15 protein-coding genes are annotated in these 18,115 nt (G+C 63.4%); 7 read left to right on the top strand and 8 right to left on the bottom strand.

Annotation, left to right across the window (positions count from 1 at the left end):
• The 5 genes from LQT98_RS24210 to LQT98_RS20210 all read right to left on the bottom strand — a co-directional run.
• Positions 1-133 (bottom strand): ESPR domain-containing protein (locus LQT98_RS24210; RefSeq protein ID WP_407928962.1); only part of this gene is annotated, 133 nt, incomplete at its 3' end.
• Between the two features lie 130 nt (positions 134-263).
• On the bottom strand, positions 264-1,934 hold the full coding sequence (locus LQT98_RS20225; protein WP_231464696.1) for a ShlB/FhaC/HecB family hemolysin secretion/activation protein: 1,671 nt from the start codon (positions 1,932-1,934) through the stop codon (positions 264-266).
• Between the two features lie 29 nt (positions 1,935-1,963).
• Positions 1,964-4,615, bottom strand: coding sequence for a fimbria/pilus outer membrane usher protein (locus LQT98_RS20220; protein ID WP_231464693.1), 2,652 nt, complete (start codon positions 4,613-4,615; stop codon positions 1,964-1,966).
• 79 nt (positions 4,616-4,694) lie between these two features.
• A complete protein-coding gene (locus tag LQT98_RS20215; RefSeq protein ID WP_231464691.1) occupies positions 4,695-5,375 on the bottom strand; it encodes a fimbria/pilus periplasmic chaperone in 681 nt (226 codons plus the stop codon).
• Between the two features lie 96 nt (positions 5,376-5,471).
• The gene (locus tag LQT98_RS20210; RefSeq protein ID WP_231464688.1) at positions 5,472-6,056 is read right to left on the bottom strand and encodes a fimbrial protein; all 585 of its coding nucleotides are present in this window, start codon (positions 6,054-6,056) and stop codon (positions 5,472-5,474) included.
• A 400-nt stretch (positions 6,057-6,456) separates the two neighbouring features.
• Between LQT98_RS20210 and nadB the strand changes: the two genes are divergently transcribed.
• Positions 6,457-8,055: an L-aspartate oxidase gene (gene nadB, locus LQT98_RS20205; RefSeq protein ID WP_231464685.1), complete on the top strand. Its 1,599-nt coding sequence runs from the start codon at positions 6,457-6,459 to the stop codon at positions 8,053-8,055.
• A gap of 13 nt (positions 8,056-8,068) precedes the next feature.
• On the opposite strand, the gene LQT98_RS20200 is transcribed toward nadB, so the two are convergent.
• The 3 genes from LQT98_RS20200 to LQT98_RS20190 form a co-directional block, all read right to left on the bottom strand.
• The gene (locus tag LQT98_RS20200) at positions 8,069-8,575 is read right to left on the bottom strand and encodes a DUF1993 domain-containing protein (protein ID WP_231464683.1); all 507 of its coding nucleotides are present in this window, start codon (positions 8,573-8,575) and stop codon (positions 8,069-8,071) included.
• Between the two features lie 141 nt (positions 8,576-8,716).
• Positions 8,717-9,049: a hypothetical protein gene (locus tag LQT98_RS20195; protein WP_231464680.1), complete on the bottom strand. Its 333-nt coding sequence runs from the start codon at positions 9,047-9,049 to the stop codon at positions 8,717-8,719.
• Positions 9,050-9,373: 324 nt separating this feature from the next.
• Entirely contained in the window at positions 9,374-11,626 is a 2,253-nt protein-coding gene (locus tag LQT98_RS20190; RefSeq protein ID WP_231464677.1) for a PAS domain S-box protein, read from the bottom strand.
• 246 nt (positions 11,627-11,872) lie between these two features.
• On the opposite strand from LQT98_RS20190, the gene LQT98_RS20185 reads away from it, so the two are divergent.
• The 6 genes from LQT98_RS20185 to LQT98_RS20160 form a co-directional block, all read left to right on the top strand.
• On the top strand, positions 11,873-12,877 hold the full coding sequence (locus tag LQT98_RS20185; RefSeq protein WP_231464674.1) for a TRAP transporter substrate-binding protein: 1,005 nt from the start codon (positions 11,873-11,875) through the stop codon (positions 12,875-12,877).
• Between the two features lie 59 nt (positions 12,878-12,936).
• On the top strand, positions 12,937-13,527 hold the full coding sequence (locus LQT98_RS20180; protein ID WP_048408247.1) for a TRAP transporter small permease: 591 nt from the start codon (positions 12,937-12,939) through the stop codon (positions 13,525-13,527).
• A complete protein-coding gene (locus LQT98_RS20175; RefSeq protein WP_048408248.1) occupies positions 13,524-14,852 on the top strand; it encodes a TRAP transporter large permease in 1,329 nt (442 codons plus the stop codon). Before LQT98_RS20180 ends, LQT98_RS20175 begins: the two co-directional genes overlap by 4 nt.
• A gap of 155 nt (positions 14,853-15,007) precedes the next feature.
• Positions 15,008-17,284 (top strand): NADP-dependent malic enzyme, encoded by a 2,277-nt coding sequence (locus LQT98_RS20170; protein WP_107800820.1) that lies wholly within the window; start codon positions 15,008-15,010, stop codon positions 17,282-17,284.
• 79 nt (positions 17,285-17,363) lie between these two features.
• Positions 17,364-17,618, top strand: coding sequence for a PhaM family polyhydroxyalkanoate granule multifunctional regulatory protein (locus LQT98_RS20165; protein ID WP_048408250.1), 255 nt, complete (start codon positions 17,364-17,366; stop codon positions 17,616-17,618).
• Positions 17,619-17,792: 174 nt separating this feature from the next.
• On the top strand, positions 17,793-18,115 hold a 323-nt coding region (locus LQT98_RS20160; RefSeq protein ID WP_407928961.1), incomplete at its 3' end, for an ArnT family glycosyltransferase.

Here is an 18,115-nt window from a genome sequence, read left to right as displayed (position 1 = left end):
GGCCCAGCGCCGCCAGCAGGCGCCCCTGCCAGCGGCGGCCGCTGCCCGCCTTGCCGCGCGCGCGCTTCAATTCACTGCCCACTTGCCAGCACTGCTGCAGCGGGTTCCAGAGTAAAGAGTAGGTCTTGTTCATCACAGCTTCCTTTTTAAAATGAACGAAGTGCAGTCTCCCAACACAGGAGAATTACCGAACACCAGCGTGCGACGCTCCAGAGCGTGTCCAAGCCACCGCCGCCGCAGCGCGGCGGAACATGAACAACGCCCTAAAGCAGCCAACTCGCTTGCGCCCAGATAGTGGGGCCCCGTTCAGGGGCCGCGTTGCCGGCGCTGACGCGCCAGGCCGCGCTGACATTCAATTGGCCATGGCCTTGTTGCCAACCCAGGCCCAGACCGAGCGCGCCGCGCTGGAGCCGGGGGTTGAGCTGCCCCCAACCGCGCTTATTGGCCCGGGTCTGGCCGTAGTCGTAGAACAGCGCGGCCTGCACGCCGGGCCAAGCGGCGTAACGCGCTTCCAGATTGCCGATCCAGCCTTCGTCGCCGCTGGCGTCGCCGGCCGGGTAGGCGCGCACCGCATAGGGTCCGCCCAGGCTGATTTTTTCGGAGGAGTCTAGGTTGCGACTCGCCCATTGGGCATTGAGCTGGGCGTACAGGCTCAGCCGCGTGCTCAGCCTTTGCAGCCGGACGCCGCTGAGGCTGAGCTTGCCGAAGCTGCCTTGGGTGTCGGTGGTCAGGTAGTCCCACCATTGCGCCAATGGGTCTTCCATCCGCAGTTCGCCGGCGCTGTAGGCCAGCGACAGCTGGCTGAGCCCGCCGCCGCCCAGGCCGTCCTGGCCGTTGGCGCTGAGGGTGGCGGTCCACAGCCGCGCGCGCTTGACGCTGCGGCTGCCGTCGAACTCGATGTCGTCCTTCAACTGCTTGTCTTCGTACAGCAGTTGGCCGTGCAGGCTGAAGTTGCGTCCGCGCCGCAGCGCCTGGCTGACAAAGCCGCTGGTGATGCGTGCATTGCCGTGCATGCCAAGATCGCTCAGGCTGCGCCCCAGCCGGTATTCCATATTGGAATAGGCGGCGCCCAACCGGGTCAGCCAAGGCCCCAACGGCAGTTGGTAGCTGATGCGCTGGTATTGCTGCCGGCCGTCGCTGCCCATCGCGCGCAGGCTGAGCTGATCGCCCAGTGTGAGCGGGCTATTGAGGTTGAGACTGCCGCCCAGCCGGTATTCGCCGGTGTATTTGCCGCCATAGTTATCGAGCTCGACGCCGCCGCTGAGCAAGGCGCCGGGCTGGGCCTGGAGCAGCAGATCGGAACGGCCGGCCTGGGTGCCGGGCCGCAAGGTGGCGCGCACATTGACGCCTGGCAAGTCGTTCAATCGCAGCAAGGCCTCGTCCAGCGCGTCACGCTCCACCAGCCGGCCTTCCAGCCCGCGCAAGGGCGCGCGCAGCACCTGGTCGCGGGTTCGCGATGCATTGTCCAGCTCCACCGCGCCGTAATGGCCTTCCTGGATCGCGATACTCACTTCGCCAGCCTCGATTTCCTGCGGCGGCAAATAGGCGCGGGCCAAAAGATAGCCGTGCCGCTGATAAAACCGCGTCAAGCGCTCCGCCGCCGCGCTCAATTCAGCCATGCCCAGTTCGCGGCCGGCCAGGTCTTGCAGCAGCGGCGCCAGCGTCGCCGCGTCAAAGGCGGTATTGCCGCTGAAACGGAAGCCGGCGACGCGCAGCCGCGGCCCGCTGTCCGGCTCCACCACCTCCGGCCTGGACGGCGCGCTCAGTTCCAGCTCCGGCGCGATGGATGGCGCCAATTGCGGCCGTGTCGACTCGATGTCGCGCAGCGATTGGCCCGCGTCCGGCAACTGCGCCAGTGCCGGCGCGCTCCAGGCCAGGGCCAGCAGCAGGTGATATGGATGCGCGCAAGGCGCGATGTGGCGGGTGATGTGCATGCAATCGCTCATGGGGTGGAAAGAGGGGTTCACCGCCGCGGCTGGCAGGGCGCGTCCAGCACTTCATAGCGCTGCTGCCTGCCGTCGTCCCGCTTGGGCAGTTGATAGTCGATCCGGCATTGCTGCTCCGGCGCCTCGCCCCAGGACACGCTCAATTCGCCACTGGGCTCCAGCCCCTTGGCCAGGATGCGGCCGCCCTGCCCCACCACACCGACGCTGTCGCCGGCACGGTTGCGCACCGTGGCGGCGAACGGCAGCGGCTTGTTGTCCGGCAAGCGGCTGTTGATCAGGGTGGCGCGCGCCATTTCGGTGTCGTAGGACAGCATCACCACCGCGCCGGCGCGCGGCGCCAGGCCCTTGCTGCCCGTCTGCTTCAGTTCCACGTCCAAGGGCATGCCCTTGGGGTCGATATCTATGGTGTTGAGGTGATAAGGGGTCAGGCTGGGCACCACCGCGTAACCGCGGCCATCCACCCGCGCCTGACCGGAGCCCACCAGGGCGCCTTCGGCGTCCGGCACGCGCACCACCGCGATGGTCTCGCCCAGGCTGCGCGACAGGGTCAGCCCGCCGGGATGAGCCACCAGCGCGCCGGCGGCGCCAGCGGAATATTGGCGATAGCCCTGCCCGGCGCTGACGCTGGCGTTGAGCTGGGCGTACGGCAATCTATAGCCCAATTGCGCGCCGCCGCTGGCGCCTCCTTGCTCCGCATCGCTGGCGGAGACCGAGTAATTGACCTTGCCTTGTTCGTCCATCACGCCGGACACGGTGGCGGTGGCTTGCAAACCGCTGTTGGAATCGCGGGTGACGAAGCTGTTCAAGGTGGGCGTGCGCCGGCCCTCGCCCAAGGGCAGGCTCAGGTTGAGCAGATAGGTGGTGCGGCTGCCGTTGGCCGCGCTCAGCCCCTGGGTCAGGCTGCGCGTGCGCTGCACGGAAAGGCTGTAGCTGACGCCGCGCCAGCTATTGCCGTAGCCGGCGGAAAAATTGATTTCCTTGCTGGAGTCGCCCCAGAACTGCTGCATCGAGCCATTGGCGTACAGCGAGCCGCGGCCCCATTGCTGGCTGATGTTGGCATCAAAGCGGTGGCGTTGCCGCACCACGGAATCGAAGGGCTGTTGCTGCCGGAGCTGTTCCTTCACCGCGATGGCATCGGTCAGCGACAGAAAACCGGAGGTGGTGTAGCGGTAGGCCAGCAAGGAAAAGTTGGTGCCGGTGGCGTCCAGCCGCTTGCTGAACGACAGCCGCAGGCTATTGCCATGAAAGCGCCGTCCTTCCGGCTGCCGGCTCTGCGCGCGGGTCAGGTCGACGGCGAAAGCGCCCACCCGGGTATTGGCGGCCATGCCCAGCAAGGCCGACGCATAGTCGCTGGACGCGATCGCGCCGGTATAGGCGGTCCACAACCCATCCAGCCCGCGCTTGTAGATGGCTTGGACGAAGAAGGGGTCGTCGGCCACGCCCGGCTGTTTGAGCTGGCCGGCGATCAGGCTGTAGCGCTGCATATCTCTGCGCAGCAGCTGCGGCGTGGACGCATAGGGCACGACAAAGCTGCTTTCGGCGCCATCGGCCTCCACTACCTTGACCAGCAGATCGCCGCCATCGCTGTTGACTTGCAGATCGCGGATGGCGAAGGCGCCTGGCGCCACCGAAGTTTCGTAAATCAGGTAGCCGCGTTGCGACACGCTGACCTTGGCATTGCTTCTGGCGGTACCGTTGATCACCGGCGCGTAGTTGCGCTCGTTGTCCGGCAGCATGCGCGCGTCACTGCTCAGTTGCACGCCGCGGAAGGACAGACTGTCGAACAGCTCGCCGCTGCTGGAGGTTTCGCCCAACACCAGCTGCGAGCGCCAGGCCGGCACATCGGTCTGCAGATAGACCGAGCCGCTTTGATAACGGCCGGAGCGGCCGGACGACCAGGACAGCGAGCCGTTGTGGCGCAGCCGCCAGCGCCCCAGGTTGACGCCGCCATTCAGGCCGACATAAGCACTGCTATTGCGCGTGCCCCGGCTTTCGCTGCTGTATAGATTGGCGTTGTAATCGAGCATGGCGGCGCTGACGCCGCTCTCCCATTTCTCAGGACCGACGAAGCTGCTGCTGGTGGCGAAGTGGACGAACAGCGTTGGCACTTGCAAGGTCAGCTTCTGTTCCGCCATGTCCACGCTGACCTTAGCGCCCGGCACATATTGCGCCAGTTCGCCGCAAAACAGGCTGTCCGGCATCGGGTTGGGCTCGCCGCTGCCGCTCTGCCCGCGCGCGGCCTTGTCCATGTCCACGCCCATGCGCTCCAGTTGCTCGCGCTTGAAGCAAGGCTGCGCGCTGGCGCCGGGTTCGCGCTCCGCGAACACGATATCCTCCATGCCCTGCCAGCGGCCGTTGACGTTGATTTCCAGCCTATAGCTGCCGGCCTGAATCTGGCCTTCCCGTTCGAAGCGACTGAGATCGATGTCCTTCTGGCCCGCGCCAGTGAATAGATAGGACGCGTCGAACACCACATCGCGCGATGCCGCCCGAGGCGCAGCCGGCTGCTCGCCGCCGGCTGTGGCCGGCTCCGGCACTGCGGCCGGCGTCACGCCGTCGGCGTGGGCGGCGGCGCAGGCGCCGCTGAACAGGCCCGCCACCAATACCGCCAAAGGCCTGACCGCGGGCGCGCCCGTCCCGGCCTTGTCGCTTCCGCTCAAGCCACCCATATGCAGTCTCGCTTAATTGCTTCGATTCTTGATCCGGGGCCAGCCCCGGTGCGTGGAAAGTCACTGGCGGAAAGCCTGACTATTGCAAGCGTGCCTCCGCGTCGATAATGCCGCCGAAGTCGTTCACCGCCTGAAAGCGGAGCAGAACACCGGGCTTGAAGGCCTGCGCCTGGCTCGGGATGGCGAAGCGCTCGGAGGAGAAAGGCTTGACCATGTCAACCGGCACTTCAATCGGCGTCAGGCTGGAGGCCTGCACATCGGCCTTGAACAGGGAAACGAAATAAGGCGTGGGGTTATGCGCTTCCAGATAATGCTTCCCGGCTTCTCTCACCACCGTCCAGCGCATTTTCCGCGGAGCCAGCGCCGGGTCGTCGCCCAAGGAGGAGGGTCGGAAAAACACTTTCAAGCGCGTGCGATAGGTGAACTGCAAGTAGTTTGCGCCGGCGGCCTTGGGCGGCACTTCCAGGAAATTGATCCAGAACACCGACTCCCGATCCGTGGCCAAGGGTTCGCCGCTATATAGCATGCGCACCACCTGGCGCTTGTCCGCATCCATGCGGAAAATCGGCGGCGACAGCGTGAACGGCACCGGGATATCGCTGGGCGCCACCGTGGCATCGCCCAGATCCAGCCAAGACTGCACCAAGACAGGGTCATTGCCCTTGTTTTCCAACTGGATGCTGACTTCCCGCTCTTGGGCGGGATAGATGATCCGCGTGCCGCGGATCACCAGCGCCGCCTCCGCGGTGCTTGCCCACATCAGGACCGCCACAGCATAAATAGCCGCCAGACCTGCATATTTGCGCGCCATCCATGCCATGGCCGCCCTCCTCAACTCAATTTCAGAACCTGGGGCTTAGCGGTAAGCCAGCACGTAGTCGATCTGGCTGAACACCGAGCCGCTGCCAGCATCCGTAGCGGGATTGATGCGCTCCAACTTGGCGGACAGCTCGACGGTGGCGGTACGCATTTTCGGATCCCCTGAAGTTGGCACATCCGGGGTGAAATTGGCTTCAGGTATATCCTCGCTATTGCCGGCACCCAGCGGAATCTTGACTGCGGAACTGCCCGTGCCCTTGTACAAGCCAATTTCCACGTTCGTGGCCGAACTGGGGCCGCTCAGCTTCAGACGGCCGGTGCCGCGATTCACGTTTAGGTTGTTCGGGTTGAAGGCGATTTGCACCCGATTGGCATTGCAGACATTGGACATGCCAGTAATCACCAGGCTGAACGGCACCGCGGCACTGCCGGTCGCCCCGATTTCCTCCGGCTTCAGATTATTGAAATCCACTACCTTGTAGCCGTCTTCCTGACCGTCGATCAGGCAGGTGCTGCTGGCGACGCTGCCCTTGAACACGATTTCCCCGCGGTTGGCCGCAAACGCCTGGGATGCCAGGCCGACGCCCAAAGCCAATGCCACGCTAATAGTCAGCTTATTCATGTAACGCACTCCAAAATTTAATCCATCGAAATCCACAGCCGCGATCCTGAACGCCGAACCGCCACCGCTGGACACCCTATTAGGGGATACCCCGTTCCGGCGCGCCGCCTGCTTTCTGCTCGCCGGGAATTGGGCAGGCACATTATCTGCAGGCCCACGCGCCAGCTGAATGAGACGTTTCTCAAACCTTGCTGCAGTGCGGGAAAATGAGAAATTTCTTAATAAGTGAATATTTTCCTGGCCATCGCCACCGACTAGCTGACGAAATCCGGATAACGCTGGCGATGCCGTGGGCTTCCATGGGACCGCCATCCGGCGGCGGCTGAAGCATCTGTCATCCTGGGATGAAGTCTGCTACGCTGCCTGTCCGTTTCGACTTCTGCGTCCGCAGGATTTCACCATGCTCAAGTTTGACGTTCTGATCATAGGCAGCGGCCTGGCCGGCATGACCTTGGCGCTGCATCTGGCCGAAAGCCGCAAGGTGGGCTTGATCACCAAGCGCGATTTGCTGGAAGGCAGTTCCACTTACGCTCAAGGCGGCATCGCCGCGGTGCTGGACACCGAGGATTCGGTGGAGGAACACATCCGCGACACGCTGATCGCCGGCGCCGGGCTGTGCAATGAGGCCAGCACGCGTTTCATCGTCGAGCACTCCAAGGAGGCGATAGACTGGCTGATCGCCTTGGGCGTGCCCTTTACCAAGGATGAGACCCACCGCACCGGCTACCACCTGACGCGCGAGGGCGGGCACAGCCATCGCCGCATCATCCACGCGGCGGACGCCACCGGCGCGGCGGTGACCAGCACGCTGGGGCAGAAGATCAAGGCGCATCCCAATATCACCGAGCTGGAAGATCACATCGCCATCGATCTGATCACCTCGCGCAAGCTGGGGCTGCCGGGCAAGCGCGCCTACGGGGTCTACGCGCTGGACAAGCTGGCGGACCAGATCGTCACCATCGCCGCCAAACACACCATCCTGGCCTCGGGCGGCGCCGGCAAGGTCTATCTCTATACCACCAATCCTGACACCGCCACCGGCGACGGCATCGCCATGGGCTGGCGCGCCGGCTGCCGGGTGGCCAATATGGAATTCATGCAGTTCCACCCCACCTGCCTCTATCACCCGCACAGCAAGTCCTTCCTGATCACCGAGGCGGTGCGCGGCGAGGGCGGCATCCTGAAGCTGCCGGATGGCACCCGCTTCATGCCGGAACACGATCCGCGCGCCGAACTGGCGCCGCGCGACGTGGTGGCGCGCGCCATCGACTTCGAGATGAAGAAGCACGGCCTGGACTGCGTCTACCTGGACATTTCCTACAAGCCGGCCCATTTCATCCGCGAGCACTTCCCCAATATCTACGCCCACTGCCTGGAACTGGGCATAGACATCACCCAGCAGCCCATTCCGGTGGTGCCGGCGGTGCATTTCACTTGCGGCGGCCTGGTCACCGACCTGAGCGGCCACACCGATGTCGACGCGCTATACGCGGTGGGCGAAGTGGCCTGCACCGGCCTGCACGGCGCCAACCGCCTGGCCAGCAATTCCTTGCTGGAATGCTTGGTGATAGGCAAGGCGGCGGCGGAAGACATTCTGGCCGCGCCGGAAATCAAGCTGCCCAAGATTCCGGATTGGGACGACAGCCAGGTGACGGACCCGGACGAGGAGGTGGTGATTTCCCACAACTGGGACGAGCTGCGCCGGGCGATGTGGGACTATGTGGGCATCGTGCGCACCAATAAGCGGCTGATGCGCGCGCAGAACCGCATCCGCCTGCTGGCCGAGGAGATCAACGAGTATTATCGCCATTTCCATGTCAGCAACGATCTGATCGAGCTGCGCAACCTGGTGCAGACCTCAGAGCTGATCGTGCGTTCCGCGCTGCTGCGCAAGGAGAGCCGCGGCCTGCATTACAGCCGCGACTATCCGGAAAAACTGGAGCTGGCGCAGGAAACCATCCTGACGCCGGAAGACACGCCAGTCGCCAAGCCGGACTGACGGTCCGGGCGGGCTACACCCCGCCCAGATAGTCCATCTTGCCCAGCGGCACGCCGTTGTGACGCAGGATGGCGTAGGCGGTGGTGATGTGAAAGTAGAAATTGGGCAGCACGAAGCCCAGCAGATAGCTCTGACCGCTGAAGCGGATCTCCTCGCCGCGCACTTTCAGCACCACCTCTCGTGTTTCGCTGCCGTCGATCTGCGCGGCGGAGAAGCCCTGCACATAGGCCACGGTCTTGGCGATGCGTTGGCGCAGCTCGTCGAAGCTGGCCTCTTCGTCGGCATAGCTCGGCACCTCAACGCCCGCCAGCCGCGCGACACAGCCCTTGGCGCTGTCGCTGGCGATCTGCACTTGGCGCGTCAGCGCGAACATATCCGGCGCCAAGCGGGCGTTCAGCAGCACTTCCGGCGCGATCTTGCGCGCGGCGGCGTCGGCGGCGGCCTTGTCCAGCAAGGCGGACAGATTGTTCAGGCCCCGGATCAGCACCGGGACGGAAGCTTGATACATGGAAACAGACATCGGCGGGCTCCTGTCGGATAAGGGAAAACGGCCGATCCGGCCAGGACGGCGGGGATGCGGCTCGCCGTTACAGCATAAGCGAAAGCGCCGCGGCCGTGGGCTCCCTCAGTGGCGGCGCTTGCCTTCCATGTCTCCAACGACTCACGGACAAGGCACGTGAATGCTTTTCGAGCCCGCGTAAATATTCTTGCAAGACGCCTTGGAACCTATGCCGTCTAGGGTAAAGTGCGGATCGCTCTTCTGATGGCAGCCCTTGGACACATTCAGCTTGCATGCCGATTTATCGATCATTTCCTTCAAGGCATCGCTTTTATTGCTCAGGTATTCGGTGGCCTCGGCCTGGGTATAGGCTTTCACATCGCTGTTGTCGGGATCGTTCCAGCCTTTCTTGAACGTGATCCCCGCATTGGCGGCGCCCATTGTCAATATGGCCAGCAGGCCTGCCAGCCAACACATCGCGCTAGTTTTGCTCATCATCAGCTCCTACCTGGGTGTATGAATGCTTGGCGCCGACGCGCAGCGCCACGGCGGGGTCCGGGCAAGCGGCGTGCTCCCGCCCAAACCTTATGACAAACAATAGTAAGGGATAGGCCGGTAGTTCACCTGACCAACAAGACTGTTGTCATAACTTTGCGAATGTGAGCCCTTAGAGCCTGTTCAAAGTCTCGCGAGCAAGAGCGAGACAAGGCGAAAACGAGCGAAAAAGCGGAATGTACACGTGGAACATGAGCACTGAGCTTGGTTTCAACGCCCATTTCTATCCATCCCGCCGACGCGCAGCAGATCGTAAACAAGTTCTTACTCAGGCTTGGCCAATGGCAGGGTGAACCAGAACGCGCAACCGCCGGCCACGGTGCTGTTGGCGCCGAATTCGCCGCGGTGGAATTCGACGATGGAACGGCAGATATTCAGGCCTATGCCCATGCCGTCCGGCTTGGTGGAATAGAACGGGGTGAACAGATTGCTCTTCATCGCCTCGGACAGACCGGGGCCATTGTCCACCACTTCCACTCGCCAGAACGCGGACCCAATGGAAGTGCGCACCTTGACCCGCGGCCGCTTGGTTTGCGCTTCCTGCATCGCCTCGATCGCGTTTTTCATCAGATTGAGCAGCACTTGTTCGATCAACACCGGGTCCATGTCCAGCAGACAGCGACCAAGGTCCTGCTCCACTTGCAGCTTGACCCCGGCCTTGGTGGCCAGGCCCTCCGCCAGGCCGACCGCGCGCAGCACCACCGGCCCCGGCTCCACCCGCTCCAGCTGCGGCTCGTGTTTCTTGACGAAGGCGCGAATGCTGCTGACGATCTGGGCGGCGCGCTTGGCCTGCTCGGCAATGGCCTGGATCGCCTCGCGCACGCCGGCCGGCAATTCCAGCGCCGCCGGCAAGCGACGGCTGACGCCGGCGGCATAGGTGTTGATCGCGGTCAGCGGCTGGTTCAGTTCATGCGCCAGCGTGGAGGCCATTTCGCCCATGGCGATCAGGCGCGAGGTGTTTTGCAAACGCTCCTGCTGCGCCAGTTCCCGCCCTTCGCGCGCCTTGTCCTCGCTGATGTCGGCCAGGATGGCCAGCCAGGCGGATTCGCCGTTCACCCAGTCGATGCGGCGACGGTGGGCCTGAAACCAGCTGGTGCCGCCGTCGGTGGTGAATTCCAGGCCGTATTCGTCCTGCTCCGGTTGCTCCTGCAAGCCGGGCAGCAGCACACAGCAAGGGCCGTCCGGTTCCAGCGTCAGCCACAGCCGGGCAAACGCCGGATTGGCGTACAACAACAGTCCGCCGCTCTCTTCCATCACGCAGACGCCAGCCACCAGACCGTTGAGCACGGTGAGGAAGCGCTGGTGCGAGGCATTGAGCGCCAGCCGCTGCCGCTTGCGCTCGGTAATGTCGAACAAGGACGCGATCCAGCCGCGCTGGCTGCCGTCAGCTTCCACCAAGGGCGTGGCGTAAAGCCTCACCTCGATGAATTCGCCATCCTTGCGCGCGAAGCGCAGCTCGAAGCCCTGCTCCGGCTGGCGGTTATCGCGCACCGCGGCGATGGCCGCGGTCATGGTGGCGTGGTCGTCGGCCGGCCAGAACGCGTGCGGCGGCGCCTGGCCCACCAGTTCCTCGGCGCTGAAGCCCAACATGTCGCAGAAGGCGCGGTTGACGCGCACGATGCGCCCTTCGTCTTCCAGCGCCACCAGACCGCTCTTCATGCAGTCTTCTATCGCCTGGCGCAGCGACACTTCCTTGGCCAGCGCCTGCTCGGCGTGGGCGCGCTCGCGCACATGGCGGCGGATGCGCCAGGCCGCGTACAACAGCGCGCTGACCAGCAATACGATCAGCCCGGACAGCACCGGCAGGGTCAGGCCCAGACCGGCGCGGTAGCTGACCGCGTGCAGATAGAGGCCGTAACCGGGCGGGTCGAAACTGGTCTGGTGCGAGACGGTGCCCGGGCGCTCCGCCGGGTCGAACTTGCTGGCCAGGATCTTGCCGCTCAGGTCCTGGATGCTGATGGAGTTCTTGGAGGCGATCCACCACGGCACCTGGTTGAACAGCAGCAGGTCCAGTTGGTAGCTGAGCCGCAGCCCGCCCAGCGGCTTGCCGTCGTGGACGATGGGCACGGCCAGGTCGAAACGGTATTTGCCGTCCCCGCCCTGGTAGGGCTCGCCGTAGCTGGGACGCAGCAGACGGTTGGCGCGCCACAGCGCGTCGAACTCCTCGCCGCGCAACACCCTGCCGTCGCGGCGGGTGCCGTGCTGATCGCGCAACACCCGGCCGTCCAGGTCCACTTGCTCTATGGTCAGCAGTTCCGGGTTTTCACGCAGGTAGAAGGAGGCCTGACGCGCGAAGCGCAGGCTGTCGATGGCGCCGCCCTCGATCTCCCGGCTCAGCGTGTCGCCCCACTCCTGCTGCCCTTCCAGATGCATGCGCAGCGACTGCTCCAGCCACAGCACTTCCTGGATCAGATTATCCTGCTGCTCGTCGCGCCAATCGCGGTAGACCAGGTAGAACAGGCTGCCCAGCGCCAAAACCAGTGCCAGCAGCAGCGAGGCCGCGCTGAGCCAGAGCATGCGGGGAGAGCGGCGTTGCGCCATATTTTTTATTTGCATGACATACTAGGGAAAATCCTAATGCTGAAGTCCCTAATGGCTGAAGGACCGGGGAACTTCTACTTTACACCGAACATAGAGACTGTCCACAAGGACAGCATATAAAGGAAAGTAGCCTCAGCTTTACCCTTAAAAATACAAAAGCATAATATTAAGCATGGGCAGCCTTTCCTAAATCCGCACCATGCATTCACATTGGAGATGAGAATGAAACTGAAGTTTGCCGCCGTGGCCGTTTGCGCCGCGTTCGCATTGTCCGCCACCGCCAACGCCGCCGGCGAGATCGTCATCAAGTTCAGCCATGTGGTTTCCCCGGACACCCCCAAGGGCAAGGCCGCGGAATACTTCAAGAAACTGGCGGAGCAACGCACCAAGGGCAAGGTCAAGGTGCAAGTGTATCCCAACAGCCAGTTGTACAAGGACAAGGAAGAACTGGAAGCGCTGCAGTTGGGCGCGGTGCAGATGCTGGCGCCCAGCCTGGCCAAGTTCGGCCCGCTGGGGGTGAAGGAGTTCGAGGTCTTCGACTTGCCTTATCTGTTCGACAACTACGACCAGGTCAACAAGGTGATGCACGGCCCCATCGGCAAGCAATTGCTGGGCAAGCTGGAGAGCAAGGGCATCAAGGGCCTGGCCTATTGGGACAACGGCTTCAAGAATTTCTCCGCCAACAAACCCATCCGCACCCCGGCCGACCTCAAGGGCATGAAGATCCGCATCCAGTCGTCCAAGGTGCTGGAAGAGGAAATGCGCACCCTGGGCGCGCTGCCGCAGGTGATGGCCTTCTCCGAGGTATACCAGGCGCTGCAGACCGGCGTGGTGGACGGCACCGAGCTGGAAGCGTCCAATCTGTACACCAGCAAGGCCTATGAGGTGCAGAAACAGCTGACGCTGACCCAGCATGGCTTCCTCGGCTACGCCGTCATCGTCAACAAGAAGTTCTGGGACGGCCTGCCGGCCGATGTCCGCGCTCAGCTGGACAGCGCGATCCGCGATGCGTCCATCTACGCCAACGACATCGCCAAGAAGGAAAACGAACGCGCGCTGGCCGGCATCAAGGCCGCCGGCAAGACCCAGATCTATACACCCACTCCGCAGGAGCGCAGCGCCTTCAAGAAAGCACTGGCGCCGGTCCATGCCAAGATGGCCGGCCGCATCGGTCAGGATCTGCTAAACCAGATTTATAAAGAGACCGGTTTCAACCCGGCCAAATAAGACCATGCGAGTCCAAGAGCATGCCAGGCGGCATGCTCTTGTTCCATGCGGAGACAGCCATGTTCAAATTCCTCGATCACCTTGAGGAGTGGATGATCGCCTGCCTGATGGGGGCCGCCACCCTCATCACCTTTGCCGCGGTATTGCACCGCTACGGCTCGGGCATCGCCACTCTGCAGCCGCTGCTGGCCCACATCAATATGTCCTGGGCGCAGGAGCTGACCATTTACCTCTTTGTCTGGATGGCCAAGTTTGGCGCCGCCTACGGCGTGCGCACCGGCATCCATGTCGGCGTCGATGTGCTGATCAACCGGCTCAGCGACAAGCGCCGCGCCCGCTTCATCGTGTTCGGCCTGCTGGCCGGCGCACTGTTCACCGGCACCGTCGCCGTCATGGGCGCCGATTTCGTCTGGGACATCGCCCACACCGATCAAACTTCCCCCGATCTGGAAGCGCCGATGTGGCTGGTCTACCTGGCCATTCCCTGTGGCTCTTCGCTGATGTGCTTCCGCTTCCTGCAAGTGGCCTGGAACTTCGTCAAGACCGGCTCGCTGCCCAAGCATGACCATGGCCATGTGGATGGCCTGGAAGGCGATGAGCAACTGGACAATATGCACCCCCATGATCTGCACCACGGAGGCCGGCCATGAGCGCCTTGATCATTTTTGGCCTGCTGATGCTGCTGATGCTGACCGGCATGCCGATTTCCATTTCCCTGGGCCTGACGGTGCTGACCTTCCTGTTCACCATGACGGAAGTGCCGATCACCTCGGTGGCGCTGAAGCTGTTCACCGGCATCGAGAAGTTCGAGATCATGGCCATCCCCTTCTTCATCCTGGCCGGCAACTTCCTGATGCACGGCGGGGTGGCCAAGCGCATGATACGCTTCGCCACCACCCTGGTCGGCCATTGGTACGGCGGGCTGGGCCTGGCCGGCGTGGTGTCCTGCGCGCTGTTCGCCGCCATCACCGGCTCCTCGGTGGCCACCGTGGTGGCAGTGGGCTCCATCATCCTGCCGGCCATGGTCAAGCAGGGCTATCCGCAGCGCTTCGGTGCCGGGGTGATCACCACTTCCGGCGCGCTGGGCATCCTGTTCCCGCCGTCGATCAACCTGGTGATGTACAGCATCGCCACCGCCGGCATGGATGTCACCGGTCCCAACGGCATGAGCGTCAGCACCGCATCGGTGGGCCAGCTGTTCATGGCCGGCGTGCTGCCCGGCCTGTGCCTGTCCCTGCTGCTGGGCCTGACCACCTGGTTCCGCGCCAAGAAATTCGATTACCCGCGGCTGCCACGCGCCAGTTGGGGCGAGCGCTGGCAGGCCTTCCGCGACAGCGTCTGGGGCTTGCTGCTGATCGCGCTGGTGATAGGCGGCATCTACAGCGGCATCTTCACGCCCACCGAGGCGGCGGCGATGGCGGCGGTGTACGCCTTCGTGATCGCGGTCTTCGTCTATAAGGACATGGGGCTGAAGGACGTGCCCAAGGTGTTGCTGAACGCGGCGTCGATGAGCTCCATGCTGCTCTACATCATCACCAACGCGGTGCTGTTCTCCTTCCTGCTGGCTTCCGAGCAGATTCCGCAGGCGATGGCGGCGTGGATGACCAGCCAGGGCCTGGGCATCGTCGCCTTCCTGCTGCTGACCAATATCCTGCTGCTGGCCGCCGGCAACTTCATGGACCCGTCCGCCATCGTGCTGATCATGGCGCCCATCCTCTATCCTGTGGCGGTGAAACTGGGCGTCAATCCCATCCATTTCGGCATTCTGATCGCGGTTAACATGGAAGTGGGCATGTGCCATCCGCCGGTGGGATTGAACCTTTATGTCGCCTCAGGCATCACCAAGATGGGCATCACCGAACTGACGGTGGCGGTGTGGCCGTGGCTGCTGACCATGCTGGGTTTCCTGGTGGCCGTCACCTACGTGCCGGAAATCTCGCTGTGGCTGCCGCGCGCGCTGGGCATGGTGAATTAGCATCCGCCTGACAAGCATGAAAACGCGATGGCATGCGCCATCGCGTTTTTTGTCAGACAAGGCGATAGCCCGCTCCGCCGTTAAGCCCGTATAATGTGTAGTTACTCCCTTACACCAACCAACCACCTAAAGATCAACCTCAGGAGTCCCAGAGAATGGACGAGCAATTGCGCCAGAGCGCACTGGAATACCACCAGTACCCCAACCCGGGCAAAATCCAGGTTGCCCCGACCAAGCCTCTCACCACCCAGCGCGACCTCGCCCTGGCCTACTCCCCCGGGGTGGCCGCCGCCTGCGACGCCATCGTGGAAGATCCGCTGAACGCCTATAAATACACCGCGCGCGGCAATCTGGTGGCGGTGATTTCCAACGGCACCGCTGTGCTGGGCCTGGGCAATATCGGCGCGCTGGCCGGCAAGCCGGTGATGGAAGGCAAGGGCGTGCTGTTCAAGAAGTTCGCCGGCATCGATGTGTTCGACATCGAGGTCAACGAGCTGGACCCGGACAAGCTGGTGGACATCATCTGTTCGCTGGAACCCACCTTCGGCGGCATCAATCTGGAAGACATCAAGGCACCGGAGTGCTTCTACATCGAGAAGAAGTGCCGCGAACGCATGAACATTCCGGTGTTCCATGACGACCAGCACGGCACCGCCATCGTGGCCGCCGCCGCGGTGCTCAACGGCCTGCGTCTGGTGGAGAAGGACATCGCTCAAGTGCGCGTGGTGGCTTCCGGCGCCGGCGCCGCCGCCATCGCCTGCCTGGACCTGCTGGTGGCGCTGGGCGTGAACCGCGACAACATCACCGTCTGCGACTCCAAGGGCGTGATCTACGAAGGCCGCGACGAGAAACTGGACGACTCCAAGAAACGCTACGCGATCAAGGACAACGGCCAACGCAAGCTGGCCGACGCCATGGCCGGCGCCGACATCTTCATGGGCCTGTCCGGTCCCAAGCTGGTGTCCCAGGACATGGTCAAATCCATGGCCCGCTCGCCGCTGATCCTGGCCATGGCCAACCCGGAGCCGGAAATCCTGCCGCCGCTGGTCAAGGAAGTGCGCCCGGACGCCATCATCGGCACCGGCCGTTCGGACTATCCGAACCAGGTCAACAACGTGCTGTGCTTCCCCTTCATCTTCCGCGGCGCGCTGGACGTGGGCGCCACCACCATCAATGAAGAGATGAAGCTGGCCACGGTGCGCGCGATCGCCGATCTGGCGCTGGCCGAGCAAAACGACGTGGTGGCCACCGCCTACGGCGACCAGGAACTGTCCTTCGGCCCGGAATACGTGATTCCGAAACCGTTCGACCCGCGTCTGATCGTCAAGATCGCGCCGGCCGTGGCCAAGGCCGCAATGGATTCCGGCGTCGCCACCCGTCCGATCCAGGACTTCGACGCCTACGCCGATCAACTGGCCCAGTTCGTGTACAAGACCAATCTGTTCATGAAGCCGGTGTTCGCCCAGGCCAAGAAAGACCAGAAGCGCGTGGTGCTGACCGAGGGCGAGGACGAGCGCGTGCTGCACGCCACGCAGGAAATCGTCACCCAAGGCCTGGCCAAGCCCATCCTGATCGGCCGCCCCAGCGTCATCGACATGCGCATCCAGAAGCTGGGCCTGAAACTGGTGGCCGGCAAGGACTTCGAGATCGTCAACAACGAATCCGATCCGCGCTTCGCCGAGTACTGGAAAGAGTACTACCAGCTGACCAAGCGCAAGGGCGTGTCGCAGGAGCAGGCTCGCCGCCGCGTGATCGGCAACACCACGCTGATCGGCGCAATGATGGTGCGCCGCGGCGACGCCGACGCGATGATCTGCGGCACCTACGGGCCGTACCGCCAGCACTTCGACATCGTCGAAACCGTGCTCGGCTACAACAACCCGGAGCAAGTGGCCGGCGCGATGAACGCGCTGATCCTGCCCACCGGCAACATCTTCATCGCCGACACCTACGTCAACGCCGACCCGAGCGCCGAGCAACTGGCCAGCATCACCCGCATGGCCAGCGAATCGATCAAGCGCTTCGGCATCGCGCCCAAGGCCGCGCTGCTGTCCAACTCCAGCTTCGGCACGCTGAACAGCGCCTCGGCGCAGAAGATGCGCGCCGCCTTCGACCAGATCCGCTCGGCGCAGCCGGATCTGGAAATCGACGGTGAAATGCAGGGCGACGCCGCGCTGGTGGAAAGCATCCGCAATCAGGCGATGCCGGACAGCACGCTGAAGGGCTCGGCCAATCTGTTGATCATGCCGAACGTGGAAGCCGCCAACATCAGCTACAACCTGTTGCGCGTTTCCGCCTCCGACGGCGTGACCATCGGCCCCATCCTGATGGGCATGAGCAAGCCGGCTCACATCCTGACCCCGATCGCTTCGGTGCGCCGCATCGTCAACATGGTGGCGCTGGCCGCCGTGGATGCGCAAAACAGCAAGTAAGCGTTTGCCTGGGATTTAAGGCATATACTGAACGGGCAAGCACAGCTTGCCCGTTTTTTCTTGGCCAAGGGAGCCGCTCATGAGCAACGAATTCAACCCCAACGACCCCTTCTCCCTGTTCCGCCAGTTCTGGCAAAACGCCACTCCGCCCGGCATGCAGCCTTTCCTGCCGCCGATGAGCGAAGAGGAAATCGATCGCAAGCTAGCGGAATTGCGCGTGGTGGAAAGCTGGCTGACCATGAATATGGGCATGCTGGGCATGCAGATCAAAACCCTGGAAATGCAGAAATCGGCACTGCATTCGATGCGGCCGAAAGACCCTCCGCACGCCTGATTCCCAAGCCTGCGGATTGGAGTTTGCCGGTGAGGCAAACAACGCTACACTCTAGCGTCCGGCTGCGGACCTCCATGACCAAGAGTGTGCAAGCGCAGCCCCGCCATGCCTGTGGACTGCGCCTCTCGCGCCTATCCTAATAGACAACAACAACGACTTCACCCTGCGGACGCCATGCGTTTTTCTAACGATTTCTCCTCGCAGCCGGCCGCTTCCGGCCTGCCGCCCATTCCTGTCTGGCTCTTGCTGCTGATCGCCGCCGCCTGGCTCTTGCCCGGCCTAGTCGGCCATGAACCGTGGAAACCCGATGAAGCCTATACCTTCGGCTTGGTGCGCCATATCGCGCTGACCGGCGATTGGGTGGTGCCGACGCTGGCCGGCGAGCCCTTCATGGAAAAGCCGCCGCTGTTCTTCATCAGCGCCGCCTTCGCCATGCGCTGCCTCAGCGGCTGGCTCAGCGCGCCGGACGCCGCGCGCCTGGCCGCCGGAGGCTGGCT

Origin of the sequence: Chromobacterium aquaticum, from assembly GCF_021129195.1 — a bacterium.
Taxonomy (GTDB): Bacteria; Pseudomonadota; Gammaproteobacteria; order Burkholderiales; family Chromobacteriaceae; genus Chromobacterium; species Chromobacterium aquaticum.
Note: the sequence above shows the minus strand (reverse complement) of the source record. Positions and strands in the feature narration are given on the sequence as shown.